A 14,723-nucleotide genomic window follows, 5' to 3' on the forward strand; every position below is an offset into this window, starting at 1 on the left:
CGAGAACCTGGTGGTCCGCCGCCAGGGCCGCGGCACCTTCGTCGCCGAGCATGACGAGCGCCGCATCCTGTTCCAGTTCTTCAAGCTCGCGCCCGATCAGGGCGCGCCGCGCTTCCCCGACAGTGTCGTCCTCAGCACCGCCATCGGCCTCGCCGACGCGGCCGAGCGGGAGGCACTCGATCTCGGCGCGAGCGACAATGTCATCCGCATCCGGCGCCTGCGTTCCTTCGGCGGGACGCCGCTGATCGTCGAGACGCTGAGCCTGCCGCAGCGGCTCTTCCCGGGTCTCGAGACCGGGCCGATCCCGAACAATCTCTACAGCCTTTTTGCAGGTCGTTACGGCGTGACGATCGCCCATGCGCGCGAGCGCCTGAAAGCGGTGGCACTGGGGCACGAGGATGCCGCCGCGCTCGGCGTCGCGGCCGGCGACCCGGCCCTGCAGATCGACCGGCTCGCCCTCTCGCTCGACGGAATGCCGGTCGAGCGCCGGCTCAGCCTTTGCCTGACACAGGAGGTCCACTACCTTTCCGATCTGCGCTGAGGCGAGCGGAGCGGTAGAGACAGCACTTTTTCAAGCAAGCCGCCGCAGAGCGGTCAAACGTAACCGGAGGAAATGAATGATCGCAGTTTTCACGAGATTGCTGGCAACGCGCCGTGGCGCGCTCGCCGGCCTGATGGCACTCGGGCTTTGCAGCCCGGCCGCGGCGCAGAGCTTCCCGAGCAAGCCGGTCACCCTGATCGTGCCCTTCGCGGCGGGCGGCCCCAGCGACGTGATCGCCCGCCTGCTCGGTGAGCATATGGGCCGGACGCTGGGTCAGCAGGTCGTCGTCGAGAACGTCGCCGGCGCCGGCGGCACGGCCGGCGCCAAACGGCTGGTCGCGGCGGAGGCCGACGGCCACACCATGCTGATCCACCATCTCGCTTTGGCGGCGGCGCCCTCGCTCTACAACAATCTCGGCTATGATACGCAGACCGCCTTCGCTCCCATCGGCCTGATCAATACCGGCCCGATGGTCGTCGCCGGCAAGCTCGCTCTGCCGCCGGTCGACGGCAAGGCCTTCTTCCCCTTCGCCAAACTGCAGGCCGACAAGCTCACCGTCGCCCATGCCGGCGTCGGTTCGAACTCGCATCTGTGCGCCGTGCTGTTGTCGCAGGCGCTGGGCGTGAAGTTCGCCCAGGTCGCCTATCGCGGCACCGGCCCGGCCATGAACGATCTCGTCGCCGGCCAGGTCGACGTGCTCTGCGACCAGTCGACCACCGCGGTGCCGCAGATCCAGGGCGACAAGATCCGCGCCTATGCGGTGACCTCGGCCGAACGGCTCGACGTGCTGCCGAACACGCCGACCGCGCGCGAGGCCGGGACCGATCTCGACATGACGATCTGGCACGGCCTCTACGCCCCCAAGGGCACGCCCGCCGCCGCGCTCGACAAGCTCAACGGCGCGCTCAAGCTGGCGCTCAAGGACGCGAACGTGCTCGAACGCTTCAAGGCGGTCGGCACCGGCGCCTTCCCGGAGGCCGAATGGACCCGCGAGGCGCATGCCAAGCGCTTCGCCGCCGAGATCGCGAAATGGGCGGCCTCGCTGAAGGCTGCCGGCGTGGCGCAGCAGGACGTCAAGTAATCGACCGCACGCGCCGCTCGCAAGCGCGGGCGGCGCGTGCTACCGGCGGAGCATGTCCGCCAATCTCGTGCCGCTCGAAAGTTTCCTCGCCCTGCCGGCGCATGCCCGCCTGCTCGGGCTGGATCTCGGCACCAAGACGATCGGGCTGGCGCTCTCCGACGTCGAGCGGCAGATCGCGACGCCGCTGGAGACGATCCAGCGCGTGAAGTTCGGCCTCGACGCCGCCGCCTTGCTGAAGATCGCCGACCGGCACGCCGTCGCCGGGTTCGTCATCGGGTTGCCGCTCAACATGGACGGTTCGGAAGGGCCGCGCGTCCAGTCGACGCGCGCCTTCATCCGCAACCTGATGCCGCTGACGCCGCTGCCGATCGCCTTCTGGGACGAGCGGCTCTCGACGCTCGCCGTCACCCGCACCCTGCTCGACGCCGACGCCTCGCGCGCCAGGCGCGCCGCCGTCGTCGACAAGATGGCGGCCGCCTATATCCTGCAGGGCGCGCTCGACCGGCTTTGCCGGCTGGCGCCCGAGGAGGACGAGCATCCCGATCAGGGAATCACATAGCCGCGCTTGATCGCCTTCTTCTGGGCCTCGCGGTGGTTCTTGAGCGCCTGCTTCTGCTCGTCGATCGTCATCCGGTTGACGGCGTTGCCGCGGCCGCGGTCATAGCCCTGGTCGCGCTGCGAACGCTCATAGCCGCGCTCGTAGCCACGATCGTACCGGCGGTCATCGCGCCCCCGGTCATAGCCGCGCTCATAACCCCGATCATAGCCGCGCCGCTCATAGCCGGGGCGCTGATAGCCGTCATTATAGTACTGGGCTGATGCTGCTCCGGACCACAGGGCCGCGACGGCAAGCGCACCGCAGCCGGTCAGCAAGGTCTTCAGCTGGGAGTTCATCGTCATTCTCCGAGGTCATGCCGGCGACCGGACGCCGGGCCGGCGCGCCCGGCCCCAAAAAATCGCCACCGCCGGACGGCGATGGCGACCACGCGAATCTAGATCGCGCGAGTTCAGAATTGCTTAAGGCTATCTGGCCGGAAATCAGCCGGTCGCAAGCAAAGGGTCAGCGATAGCTGCCGCCGGCCGGGTCGCGGATATTGTCCGGAGCGTAGCGGTAGTAGCGCGGCGCGTAATAGCGACGCGGCGCGACATAGACCGGCTCCTCATAGACGTAGCGCGGCTCGTAGCCATAGCCATCATCGTAGCCATAGACCGGCTCCGCATAGCGGTACCGGCTCGCTGCGATCGCGCCGGCACCGAGCAGACCGAGGCCGATGCCAGCCGCCACTGCAGCGCCGCGATTGCCGCGCCAGCCACGACGGTAATACTGCGAATAGTCGACCTGCGCGGCGTCGAGTCGGCTCTTGTCGAACGACGGCGCCCTGCCCTGCTCCGCCATTGCGGGAACGATCGTCGCAGCCATCACGCTACCGGCAATGGCCATTGTCACGGCGAGGCGGCTCCTTCTGAAATCAAGCATGGCTCTCTCCTCTCGGCGGGGTGTCCGCCCTTGCCGCCGGATATAGGTCGCGGCCGTTGAATGGAGCCTGAACCAATGGCGGCCGAATTGCGGCTGGAAAGGAAACGCCGCCGTCACCGAGAGGTTCCGGATCGCAGAATTGAATACACGCACAGATTGCATTATCGCATTACAAGGAGCAATCATCCTGTGAGTTGCGTTGTTCCGCGGCGATGATCGGCGTGACGGAGAGGAGCGGAGAACTCATGAGCCAGCAGCCCCTGAAGCGCGCGCATTCGTCCGAAATCCACAGGGATGGCAAGGCCATGAGTGAAAGCTCGGTGAACAGCGAGGCCTCCCAGATCGAGACCGCGAAAGCCTCTCCCGAGGCCGTTGCCGAGATGCAACTGGAAGTTGCTTCCTATATCGAGGAGATCAGCCTCGAGCTCGGCGCGATGGCCCGTACCGCCCGGCTCGACAGCCTGGCCTACTTCATCGACATGACCCGCCTGGAAGCGGGGATCACGAAACGCGCCCGCGAGGGCTACAAGAACGGACCCAAGCGCGCCCCCGATACGATCCGCGAGTGACAGCCGACAGCGCGCACCTCTCTATCGAAACGCCGCGTCATCCCAGCACGACGACGGGGGCCCTCGAACCGGCACGGGCGGAGGCGCGCCGCGAACGCGAGCGCTGAATTTCGCCGCCGCGTCGGTCCGCGCTCAGAGGCGTCGCGAGAGCGCTCCGCCGGCGTGGCGCTGCACGGCGCCCTCCAGCTCGAGATCGAAGACCAGCTGGCTGACCGCGCGGGCCGGCTCGCCGCTGGCCCGGACGAGATCGTCCAGCCCGATCGGCGCTGCACCGAGCAGGCCGAGCAGCCTCGCCTTGCGATCGCCGGCATCCGGCGCCGTCTCGGCAATGCCGAACGGCACGGGCCGGAGGTCGAGGCTGGGCGCAGCCGAGACCTCCGGCAGATCAAGCTCATCCCAGAGCGCCTGCGAGGCCGCGGAATCGGCCCCCTCCTCGCGCGCCAGGAAGGGCGCGGAGCCGAACAGGTCGCCACGCCGCAGCATCGGCGCCAGCACCTCGACCACATGCGCCGCCTCGGCGCACAGGGTCGCGCCTTCGCGGATCATGTGGTTGCCGCCCTCGGCCCGCGGGTCGAGCGGCGAGCCGGGCACGGCGAAGACCTGCCGCCCCTGCTCGTTGGCGAATCTGGCCGTGATCAGCGAGCCCGATTTGCGTGCCGCCTCGACCACCACCGTGCCGAGCGCCAGCCCCGAGACCAGCCGGTTGCGGCGTGGGAAGTCGCGGCCGCGCGGCGCCCAGCCGATCGGCATCTCGCTGACCGCGGCGCCGCCTTCGCACAGGCGCTCCAGCAATGGGATGTTCTGCGGCGGATAGACCTCGTCCAGCCCGCCCGCCAGCACGGCCACGGTGCCGTTTTCGAGGCTGGCCTGATGCGCCGCCGTGTCGATGCCGCGCGCCAGGCCGGACACGACGACGAAGCCGGCTTCGCCAAGCTCGCGGGCGAGCCTGGCGGTGAGCTTCAGCCCGGCGGCGGAAGCGTTGCGCGAGCCGACGATGGCGACGCAAGGGCGGTTCAGCACGGTCGGATCGCCGGCGACCGAAAGCAGCGGCGGCGCCGAATCGATTGCCTGCAAGGGCAGCGGATAATCCGCTTCGCCCAGCGCTATCAATCGCGCGCCGCGCCGTCGCAGCGCCGCGAACTCGCGCTCGGCCTCGGCGGCGGAGCAGAGCCGCACGGAGCGTCCGGCCTCGCGGGCGAGATCGGGCAGCGCCGCGAGCGCCGCGCCTGCGCCGCCGAAGCGGTTGAGCAGGGCCCGGAAGGTGCGCGGGCCGATGCTCTCGCTGCGGATCAGGCGCAGCCATTCCAGGCGCTGCCGATCGTCGAGAGCCGGTCCCTGCATCGGGCGCTATCCCTTCTGGCCGATCTTGCCTTCGCGGCCCGTCAGCAGGCGCGAAATGTTCTCCCGGTGCATGAACCAGAGCAGCAGCGAGAGCACAGCCATCATGCCGGCCATCTGCGGCTCGCGCACCCAGAACCAGAGCAGCAGCGGCGTCAGCAGCGTCGCGACCAGGGCCGAGAGCGAGGAATAGCGGCTGAGATAGGCGATGCTCAGCCAGATCGCGGCGAAGGTCACCGCCACCGGCCATTTCAGCCCGATCAGGATGCCGAGATAGGTGGCGACGCCCTTGCCGCCCTTGAAGCGCAGCCAGACCGGGAAGAGATGCCCCAGGAAGGCCCCGAGCGCGGCGACCAGCGCGGCGTTCTTGCCGCCGAGCAGATAGCCTGCGAGCAGGACCGCGGCCGTGCCCTTCAGCATATCGCCGACCAGCGTCAGCGCCGCGAGCTTCTTGTTGCCGGTGCGCAGCACATTGGTCGCGCCGATATTGCCCGAGCCGATGCTGCGCAGGTCAGGCCCGCCGGCGAGCCGCGTCAGGACCATGCCGAACGGGATCGAGCCGAGCAGATAGCCCAAAGCGAGCGCGATGATGCCCTGCGGGCCGGACAGCGCCCAGCTCAACGTTTCAGCCATAGAGCCTCCCCAGCCCCCTTGTTGCAGCTTAGAGCAGGATTCCGGAAAGTGGGAACCGGTTTTCGCATGGTTCCTGCCGTGGAAAATGGGATGAAGCCGCCATGGCCTTCTGCGCGGCGCGCGTCCGGCGCTAGACCAGTTCCCCGCGATAGACCGGAACCCCGCCGACCAGGGTCAGCTGCACCAGCCCCTGCAGGCGGGCCTCGTCGAAGGGCGAGTTCTTGGCGCGCGATTTCAGCAGGCGCTTGTCGACCACGAAGGGCGCATCCGGATCGAGCAGGATGAGGTCGGCCGGTGCGCCGGGCGCGAGCCGGCCGCAACCGAGGCCGAGAATGCCGGCCGGCCGGCCCGACAGCGCCGCAAAGAGCGCAGGCAGGCCGATCTGCCCGGCATGGAACAGGCGCAAAGCCGCTGGCAGCAGGGTCTCGATGCCGAGCGCGCCATTGGCGGCTTCGGCGAAGGGCTGGCGCTTGGTCTCGACATCCTGGGGGTCGTGATCGGAGACGATCACGTCGATCAGCCCCTCCGCGACGCCCTCGACCATGGCGAGGCGCTCGTCCTCATGGCGCAGCGGCGGCGAGACCTTGCAGAAGGTCCGGTACTCGCCGACATCGTTCTCGTTCAGGGTCAGGTTGTTGATCGAGACGCCGCAGGTCACGCCGAGCCCGTCGGCCTTGGCCCGGCGGATCAGATCGAGCGAGTCGGCGCAGGAGATCATCGCCGCGTGGTAGCGGGCGCCCGTGGCGCGGGCGAGCCGGATGTCGCGCTCCAGCATCACCGTCTCGGCCTCGATCGGGATGCCCGGCAGGCCCTTGCGGCTGGCGAACTCGCCCTGGTTCATCACCCCGTCGCCGCGCAGCTCCGGGTCCTCTACATGGTTGATCAGGAGAGCGTCGAAATCGCGGGCATAGATCATCGCCCGCCGCATCACCTGCGGGTTCCGCACGGCTTTCGCCCCGTCGCTGAAGGCAACCGCACCGGCCTCCAGCAACAGGCCGAACTCGGTGATCTCCTTGCCGGCCAGCCCCTTGGTCAGCGCCGCTGCCGGCAGCACGTTGACGATCGCCTTGTCGCGCGCCCGACGCTTGATGAAGTCGATCACCGAGGGGTCGTCGACCGGCGGATCGGTATCCGGCCGGCAGAGCACGGTGGTGACGCCGCCGGCGGCCGCGGCATGCGAGCCGGTGCCGAGCGTCTCGCGGAACTCCGCGCCGGGTTCGCCGAGGAAGGCGCGCAGGTCGACGAGCCCCGGCGCCAGGACGAGGCCGCGCGCCTCGATCCGCTCGACGCCTTCGGGCAGTGCCGGCGCCATCTCGCCCCAGGCGACCGAGGCGATCACGCCGTCGCGCAGCAGGAGCGAGCCGCGCTCCTCCCGGCCGCTGGCCGGATCGACCAGCGTCGCTCCCGTGATGGCGATGTCGCGGGCCTCAGACATCGGAGTTTCCTTTCGGCCCGAGCCGGAAGCGCGAGACGTGACGTTCCATCGCCTCAGCCATTGGGCAGATGCTGGGAAAGCGCGTCGAGCACCGCCATCCGGACCGCGACGCCCATCTCGACCTGCTCGCGGATCAGCGATTGCGCGCCGTCGGCCACCTCGGAGGAGATTTCGACGCCGCGATTCATCGGCCCCGGATGCATCACCAGCGCGTCGGGCGCCGCCAAGGCGAGCTTCTCGCGATCGAGCCCGAAATAGCGGAAATATTCCTTGGGGGATGGCACGAAGGCGCCGTTCATGCGCTCGAGCTGCAGGCGCAGCATCATCACGATGTCGACGCCCTCGAGCCCCTTGCGCATGTCGCGGAAGACTTCGACGCCCATGCGCTCGACGCCCGGCGGCAACAGGGTCGAGGGCGCGATCAGCCTGACCTTGGCGCCCAGCGCGTTGAGCAGGATGATGTTGGAGCGTGCGACGCGCGAATGCAGGATGTCGCCGCAGATCGCGACGGTCAGGCCCATGATCCGCCCCTTGTTACGGCGGATGGTCAGCGCGTCGAGCAGGGCCTGCGTCGGATGCTCATGGGCGCCGTCGCCGGCGTTCACCACCGAGCAGCCGACCTTGCGGGCGAGCAGGTTGACGGCGCCGGCCGCATGATGGCGCACCACCAGGATGTCGGGGCGCATCGCATTCAGCGTCGCCGCCGTGTCGATCAGCGTCTCGCCCTTTTTCACCGAAGAGGAACCGACCGACATGTTCATCACGTCGGCGCCGAGCCGCTTGCCCGCCAGCTCGAACGAGGCCTGCGTCCGGGTGGAGGGCTCGAAGAACAGGTTGATCTGGGTGCGTCCGCGCAGGGTCGCGGTCTTCTTCTCGACCTGCCGCGACAACGCGACATAAGCCTCGGCCCGGTCGAGCAGCGCCTCGATATCCAGATGCGATAGCCCCTCGATTCCGAGGAGGTGACGGTGCGGATAGAGGGGCGCTGGCGATGTCATTAAAGCAGGCTGTGTAAGCGCCCCCCACCCCGTGCGCAAGATGGCGGGCGGGGCGCTGCACAGGGTTAAAGCGCCGCGCCTTGAAATCGGCCCGCGCCGTCATTCCGGGGCCGCCCCCCGCAAGGGCCGAGCGGTGGCTAGCCGGAATCGTGTCGAAGGCAGTGCCTCACTCCGCCTTCAGCGAATAGACATGCGCCGGCCCCGGGAACTGGCGCGCCTTCACTTCGTCCGCATAGGTGGCGAGCGCGGCGCGGACCTGCCCGGCGAGGTCGCCATAGGTCTTGACGAATTTTGGCACGCGCCCGGTCAGGCCGAGCATGTCGTCCAGCACCAGGACCTGACCGTCACAGGCGGCAGAAGCGCCGATGCCGATGGTCGGCACTGCGATCCGGCGCGTGATCTCGGCCGCCAGCGGCTCGGCGACCGCCTCGACCACGATCGCGAAGGCACCCGCCTGCGCGATCGCCTCGGCATCCGCCAGGATCGCCGGCCATTCCGCCCTGTCGCGCCCTTGCGCCTTGAAGCCGCCGAGCGTGTTGACCGCCTGCGGCGTCAGGCCGACATGCCCCATCACCGGAACGCCGCGCTCGACCAGGAAGCGCACCGTCTCGGCCATGCGGGCCCCGCCTTCGAGCTTCACCGCGCCGCAGCCGGTCTCCTTCAGAACCCGCGCCGCGCTGCGCAGGGCTTGCTCCCGGCTCTCCTCATACGAGCCGAACGGCATGTCGACGACGATGAGCGCCTTGCGTGTCGCCCGCATCACCGCCTGCCCGTGCAGGATCATCATCTCCAGCGTCACCGGGACGGTGCTGTCGAGCCCGTAGATCACCATGCCGAGTGAGTCGCCGACCAGGATGAAGTCCGCGACCTCGTCGACCAATGCCGCCATCGGTGCGGTATAGGCAGTCAGCGAGACGATAGGTTCGGCCGATTTGCGCCGGCGGATATCCTGCGCGGTCAGGCGGCTGATGCGGACTTGAACGGACATCGGCGCTTCCCCACTTTTGCTGCACTGCCCACTTCGCAGTTGCGGGAGCGCCCTACCCCGTTCTCCGCTTGACACAAAGCATAATCGCCGTTTGACAGCAGCGGCGGGCTGAACCACTTTCGCGCGCAATTCCGAACCTTCGGAGCTTTCGCCTGCCGCGCCTGCCGCCATTCCGGCCGGGTGCGCGGTGTCGGAGGCTGTTCATCGAGTATTCGCATCATGAAGCTCCTCGTCGTCGAGTCGCCGGCCAAGGCCAAGACGATCAACAAGTATCTGGGCTCGGATTACGAGGTGATCGCCTCGTTCGGGCACATCCGCGACCTGCCGGCCAAGGACGGCTCGGTCGATCCGGAGAACGACTTCGCCATGCTCTGGGAAACCGAAGGGCGCGGCGCCAAGCAGGTCGCCGAGATCGCCAAGGCCGCACGGAACGCCGAGAAGATCATCCTGGCGACCGACCCGGATCGCGAGGGCGAGGCGATCTCCTGGCATGTGCTGGAGGCGCTGAACCAGAAGCGCGCCATCAAGGGCATCCCGGTCGAGCGCGTCACCTTCAACGCCGTCACCAAGGAAGCGGTGCAGACCGCGCTGGCCAATCCGCGCCAGATCGACCAGGCGCTGGTCGACGCCTATCTGGCGCGCCGCGCCCTCGACTATCTCGTCGGCTTCACGCTCTCGCCGGTGCTCTGGCGCAAATTGCCGGGCGCCCGCTCGGCCGGGCGTGTCCAGTCGGTGGCGCTGCGTCTGGTCTGCGACCGCGAGCGCGAGATCGAGGCCTTCCGGGCCCGCGAATACTGGTCGCTCGTAGCGACGCTGGCGACCGGCACCGGCGCGACCTTCGACGCCCGCCTCACCGGCGCCGACGGCAAGAAGATCACACGGCTCGACATCGGCACCGGCGAGGAAGCGGCCGCCTTCAAGGTCGCGCTCGAAACGGCTGCCTTCAACGTCGCCGAGGTCGAGGCCAAGCCGGTCAAGCGCCACCCCTACCCGCCCTTCCAGACCTCGACCCTGCAACAGGAGGCCTCGCGCAAGCTCGGCCTCGCCCCGGCCCGCACCATGCAGCTGGCGCAGCGGCTCTATGAGGGCGCCGATATCGGTGGCGAGACCGTCGGCCTGATCACCTATATGCGGACCGACGGCGTCGACATGGACGGCAGCGCCATCGCCGCCGCCCGCCGCGTCATCGGCAAGGAGTTCGGCGACAGATATGTTCCCGGCGTGCCGCGCAAATACACGGTCAAGGCGAAGAACGCCCAGGAAGCGCATGAAGCGATCCGCCCGACCGATCTCGGTCGCCTGCCGGCCATGGTCGCGCGCCATCTCGAACCTGAGCAGGCGAAGCTCTACGAGCTGATCTGGAAGCGCACCATTGCGAGCCAGATGGAGTCGGCCTCGCTGGAGCGCACCACGGTCGACATCGCCGCCAAGGTGGGCGCCCGCACGCTCGACCTGCGCGCCACCGGCCAGGTCGTGCTCTTCGACGGCTTCCTGACGCTCTATCAGGAGAGCCGCGACGACGAGGAGGACGAGGACTCAAAGAAGCTGCCGCCGATGAAGGCTGGCGATCCGCTGGAGAAGCGCGCCATCGCCGCCGACCAGCACTTCACCGAGCCGCCGCCGCGCTTCTCGGAAGCCAGCCTGGTCAAGCGCATGGAAGAGCTCGGCATCGGCCGGCCCTCGACCTATGCCGCGACGCTCGGCACGCTGCGCGACCGCGAATATGTCCGCATCGAGAAGAAGCGGCTGGTGCCCGAGGACAAGGGCATGCTGGTCACGGCCTTCCTCGAGAGCTTCTTCAAGCGCTATGTCGAGTTCGACTTCACGGCGAGCCTGGAGGAGAAGCTCGACCGCGTATCCAATGCCGAGATCGACTGGAAGGCGCTGCTGCGCGAGTTCTGGGAGGAGTTCACCAAGGCGATCGCCGGCACCAAGGAGCTGCGCGTCACCGAGGTTCTCGAGGCGCTGAACGGCATCCTCGGCGCGCATGTCTTCCCGGCCCGCGGCGATGGCGGCGATCCGCGCTCCTGCCAGGTCTGTGGCACCGGCACGCTCTCGCTCAAGCTCGGCAAGTTCGGCGCCTTCGTCGGCTGCTCGAACTATCCGGAATGCCGCTACACAAGGCCGCTGACCGTCTCCGCCGCCGACGGCGAGGCGACGGCCGAGGGCGGCCAGGCCGCACCCGGCGTGCGTATCCTCGGCAAGGACCCGGTGACCGGGCTCGACGTCACCGTCCGCGACGGCCGCTTCGGTCCTTACGCCCAGCTCGGCGAGGGCGAGAAGCCGAAGCGCCAGAGCCTGCCCAAGGGCCAGAGCGCGGCCTCGCTCGACCTCGAGAAGGCGCTCGCCTTGCTCGCCTTGCCCAAGGAGGTGGCGAAGCACCCCGAGAGCGGCGAGCCGATCCTGGCCGGCATCGGCCGCTACGGGCCTTACGTCCAGCACGGCAAGACCTACGCCAATATCGACAAGACCGACGACATCCTCGAGATCGGCGCCAACCGCGCCATCGACCTGATCGTCGCCAAAGAGAGCGGCGCCGGCGGCCGGCGCTTCGGCGCCTCCGCCACTCCCGGCCGCGAGCTCGGCGACCACCCGGCCGGCGGCAAGATGGTGGTGCGTGCCGGCAAATACGGGCCTTATGTCAACTGGGGCAAGGTCAACGCCACCCTGCCCAAGACGCTGACGCAGGAGGCGATCACGCCGGAGCAGGCAATCGAGCTCGTCAACGCCAAGGCAGCAGCCGGCGGCGGCAAGGGCGGCGCGCGGACGACCAAGGCTCCGGCTAAGGCCAAGGCTCCGGCGAAGAAGGCCGCTGCGAAGACGAGCACCAAGCCCGCGGCGAAGAAGGCCAAGGCAGCCGAAGGCTGACAGTCGGATTTACAGGCACAGGTCATTCCGGGGCTTCGCGAAGCGAAGAGCCCGGAACCCATGAACACTGAACAGCCAGGATCTTGCGCGAGGCGGAGCGCGGCCCTGCTGGACAGCCATGGTGTTTATGGGTTCCGGGCACGACCCTGCGGGCCGCCCCAGAATGACGCCGTGCTTCCGCCGAGAATCAGCAAGCTCTCAGCGCCGCCTGATCCGCTGCAGATGGCAGGTCTTGACCCGCCCGCCCCGGCCGTCGGCGCGCCAGCTGCAGCCGGATTGCGCGGCCTGCCTTCATGGATGTGGTAGGCGCCGCGGTTCCGGCGGTCGAAGCGCTGGTTCGAAGCGTCATGCCCGCCGATACGGACATTGTTGCCGAAGCGCACCTCGGCACCCGCGGGCATCGCCATGGCGAGCAGGAAGGCGGCCGCGCAACCCATGCTCCAGCGCCCGAGCCCGGGATGTCCTGCCGCCATATCCGCCCTCCTATAGAAACCCGATCCAGCGCCCGGCCAGCAGCGCCCCCAGCCAGAGCATCGTCGAAGCCGCCGCCCGGATGCGTATCGCGGCCGTGACCTCGCCCGCCGCGAGCGCCTTGCGAAAGCCGCCGGCATGCTGCAGCCCGATATTGACCATGGCGAGAGCGAGCAATCCGAGTTTCCAGAGAAAGGCGTCATTGGCGAGGTATTCGGCCGGCTTGACGGTGAACAGCCAGAAGCCGGTTGTCAGCGCCAGAGCCAGCCCGAACGCCGCGGCGCGCGACAGGAAGTCTCCGATCGCCGCCAGCGGCGCGGTGCGGAAGAAGCCGAGCAGTCGCAGGTCGAGCGGCAGGATCGCGCCGACGAGCAGCCCGATCCCGAGGATATGGGCCGCATTGACGAAGAGATAGGCCGTGCCGGACTGCCGGATCAGCGCGGCTCCCGGCCAGGCCGCAAGGCCGGCGACGACATCCATCGGCCGCGTCAGTTCGTGCGGATCCGCTCCGGATACATGTCGTAGTTCTTGCCCGACAGCACGATCCGCACCGCCTTCATATGGGCCTTGCTCTTGTCGAGATGCCGGTTTCCGATGGCCGTCACCGCATCGCCGGGCTTGGCGGTGTCACCGGTGAAGCCCGAGCGCGCCGTCTGGTTGGGGTTGCCGAGATCGACCTGCCAGAGCTTGCCGTCGGTTGCGGCGACCATCAGCATCGGATGCGGCGGCGCCATGGAGATGCTGCGGATCGTGCCCTTGAGCTCCATCTGCTCGCCCTCGGCCCAGGACCAGCCGTGATGGGCGAGGACCGGCCCGCCGACGAGCACGGCTGCGGCCAGCGAAAAGCAGATCAGGCTGCGGCGGGAGGTCGGAAGGCGAAAGCTGCGATGCATCATGGCTCGGCTCCCCTCTGTGGTCTTTGGCGACAGGCCGGAACTATACCGCCCGACGACGCCATGCCCATGACGGCATTCCATCGCCCCGGTTCACGATCCGATCAGCCTTGCGGGACCTCAGCTCCGGCCCCCGACCACGACGAGGCGGTTGATCTCGCCCCTGAGGAAGGCCTGCAGGAAGCGGTCATAGTCCTTGACCGAGACGCAGCCATTGGAATCGCCGCGCGGGCCGAGCAGGTAGCTGTGCACCAGCAGGCCGGTCCGGCCGAAGATCTTGGCCGCGCCGCCGACCGGATGCATGCGGATCGCGCGCACGCCGTGGAACAGGGACTCGCGCTCGGTCAGGTCGTAGACATGCGGCGGCGTCGGCCCGTGCATCCGGACATGGACGTAGCGCAGATCGTTCATCTTCTCGCCGAGGCCGGAATTGGCCTCCAGCCGCTCGCCATTCGGCAGATAGACCGTGCGCGCGCTGATATCGTAGACCGCGGTCTTCGCACCGGCCGTGACCGGAGAAGCCAGCGGCGACGGCGCAGGAGCCGGCACGACGGTCAGGCCGCTGCCACGGCCGCGTTGGGTGATCTCGTCCTCAGGCGCCGCATAGGCGAGCTTCGTGCCCGAACTGGGCGCCTTGACGCCGAAGATCCTCTCCAGGAAGGACCGGTTGTCGGCGGGTTCGACCTTGGCGAGGACATCCTTGCTCCGCCGTGAGGCCTCTCGCGCCATGACGCGTGGCTCGGGCGGCGTCGGCAGCTTCAGATCCGACGGACGCGGAATCGGCAAGGGTGCGGTCAGCGCGATCTTCTGCGACGGCTCGATCGCCGGCTGGACCGGCGCGAGAGCGGTCGCTCCGCTGGGGCTCAATGGCTCGGCCGGCGCGATCGACCCCGTGGTCTCGGGGTCCAACGCGGCCAGGCTCGCCGCCTGCGTCCTCGGCTGGAAGCTCCCAGGCAGCGGCGCGCTCTGCGCCAAGGAGTGCGGAACATAGCCCGCGACATAGTCGGGCCGCAGCAACGGCGTCGACCTGCCGCTCTCACCGGGAACTGCCTTCGGTGGCAGGGTCCGCGCCTGCATCTGGACGGGCGGGCTTCCGGCGGCGCCGCGCTCGGCCGGCTTTTCCGACCAGGTCGAGACGCCGGCCATCACGCCGGCCCCAAGCGCAAACAGGATGGCGAGGCGCATGAAGGGGCCGTAACGGCGCCGGCGCCCGAGGCTATAGGCATAGCCGGCCGACCTGTTCGAATAACGCATACGCCACGCCTCGGGACACATGAGCGCGCCGCCAGGCCGCAACGGCAACCACCTGTCCGCATCCAGCGATCAGGCCGTGCCGGCCGGTTCCTTGGTTTCGGGGAGCACCCAACCTCGTGGCTTCATTGAGCGCGTGCTTGGTTAATCCTGGATGAATCGCGGCGAAGAAATTCGACA

Annotated in this window: 15 protein-coding genes; 5 read left to right on the forward strand and 10 right to left on the reverse strand. The window is 68.5% G+C overall.

The window, feature by feature from the left end; all coding sequences use genetic code 11:
* The 3 genes from V6M56_RS10535 to ruvX all read left to right on the forward strand — a co-directional run.
* A partial coding sequence (locus V6M56_RS10535; RefSeq protein WP_332683489.1) for a GntR family transcriptional regulator occupies positions 1-541 on the forward strand: 541 nt, incomplete at its 5' end.
* A gap of 76 nt (positions 542-617) precedes the next feature.
* Positions 618-1,622, forward strand: a complete 1,005-nt coding sequence (locus V6M56_RS10540; protein WP_332683491.1) for a tripartite tricarboxylate transporter substrate-binding protein — start codon at positions 618-620, stop codon at positions 1,620-1,622.
* A 52-nt stretch (positions 1,623-1,674) separates the two neighbouring features.
* Positions 1,675-2,181 (forward strand): Holliday junction resolvase RuvX, encoded by a 507-nt coding sequence (gene ruvX / locus V6M56_RS10545; protein ID WP_332683493.1) that lies wholly within the window; start codon positions 1,675-1,677, stop codon positions 2,179-2,181.
* Here the strand turns inward: ruvX and V6M56_RS10550 are convergent.
* Complete coding sequence (locus tag V6M56_RS10550; RefSeq protein ID WP_332683494.1) at positions 2,166-2,516, reverse strand: hypothetical protein; 351 nt, start codon at positions 2,514-2,516, stop codon at positions 2,166-2,168. The two genes, ruvX and V6M56_RS10550, sit on opposite strands and share 16 nt — an antisense overlap.
* Before the next feature lie 166 nt (positions 2,517-2,682).
* Entirely contained in the window at positions 2,683-3,069 is a 387-nt protein-coding gene (locus V6M56_RS10555) for a hypothetical protein (RefSeq protein WP_442881131.1), read from the reverse strand.
* Positions 3,070-3,344: 275 nt separating this feature from the next.
* On the opposite strand from V6M56_RS10555, the gene V6M56_RS10560 reads away from it, so the two are divergent.
* On the forward strand, positions 3,345-3,668 hold the full coding sequence (locus V6M56_RS10560; protein ID WP_332683496.1) for a hypothetical protein: 324 nt from the start codon (positions 3,345-3,347) through the stop codon (positions 3,666-3,668).
* Between the two features lie 132 nt (positions 3,669-3,800).
* On the opposite strand, the gene dprA is transcribed toward V6M56_RS10560, so the two are convergent.
* The 5 genes from dprA to panB form a co-directional block, all read right to left on the reverse strand.
* The gene (gene dprA, locus V6M56_RS10565; RefSeq protein WP_332683499.1) at positions 3,801-5,009 is read right to left on the reverse strand and encodes a DNA-processing protein DprA; all 1,209 of its coding nucleotides are present in this window, start codon (positions 5,007-5,009) and stop codon (positions 3,801-3,803) included.
* 6 nt (positions 5,010-5,015) lie between these two features.
* Complete coding sequence (gene plsY, locus V6M56_RS10570) at positions 5,016-5,639, reverse strand: glycerol-3-phosphate 1-O-acyltransferase PlsY (RefSeq protein WP_332683501.1); 624 nt, start codon at positions 5,637-5,639, stop codon at positions 5,016-5,018.
* Positions 5,640-5,769: 130 nt separating this feature from the next.
* Positions 5,770-7,074: a dihydroorotase gene (gene pyrC, locus V6M56_RS10575; RefSeq protein WP_332683503.1), complete on the reverse strand. Its 1,305-nt coding sequence runs from the start codon at positions 7,072-7,074 to the stop codon at positions 5,770-5,772.
* 53 nt (positions 7,075-7,127) lie between these two features.
* Positions 7,128-8,072, reverse strand: coding sequence for an aspartate carbamoyltransferase catalytic subunit (locus V6M56_RS10580; protein WP_332683505.1), 945 nt, complete (start codon positions 8,070-8,072; stop codon positions 7,128-7,130).
* Positions 8,073-8,238: 166 nt separating this feature from the next.
* Entirely contained in the window at positions 8,239-9,060 is an 822-nt protein-coding gene (panB, locus tag V6M56_RS10585) for a 3-methyl-2-oxobutanoate hydroxymethyltransferase (RefSeq protein ID WP_332683506.1), read from the reverse strand.
* Positions 9,061-9,279: 219 nt separating this feature from the next.
* Here panB and topA point away from each other — a divergent pair, with 219 nt between their 5' ends.
* Positions 9,280-11,928 (forward strand): type I DNA topoisomerase, encoded by a 2,649-nt coding sequence (gene topA, locus V6M56_RS10590; RefSeq protein WP_332683508.1) that lies wholly within the window; start codon positions 9,280-9,282, stop codon positions 11,926-11,928.
* 483 nt (positions 11,929-12,411) lie between these two features.
* Here topA and V6M56_RS10600 read toward each other — a convergent pair whose 3' ends face one another.
* From V6M56_RS10600 to V6M56_RS10610, 3 genes are all read right to left on the reverse strand, one after another.
* Entirely contained in the window at positions 12,412-12,879 is a 468-nt protein-coding gene (locus V6M56_RS10600; RefSeq protein ID WP_332683510.1) for a DUF6644 family protein, read from the reverse strand.
* 8 nt (positions 12,880-12,887) lie between these two features.
* On the reverse strand, positions 12,888-13,292 hold the full coding sequence (locus V6M56_RS10605) for a DUF6152 family protein (protein ID WP_332683516.1): 405 nt from the start codon (positions 13,290-13,292) through the stop codon (positions 12,888-12,890).
* A gap of 120 nt (positions 13,293-13,412) precedes the next feature.
* A complete protein-coding gene (locus tag V6M56_RS10610; RefSeq protein ID WP_332683512.1) occupies positions 13,413-14,546 on the reverse strand; it encodes a DUF2778 domain-containing protein in 1,134 nt (377 codons plus the stop codon).
* Between the last annotated feature and the right edge of the window lie 177 nt (positions 14,547-14,723).

The organism is Allobosea sp. (assembly GCF_036675845.1).
Taxonomy (GTDB): domain Bacteria; phylum Pseudomonadota; class Alphaproteobacteria; order Rhizobiales; family Beijerinckiaceae; genus Allobosea.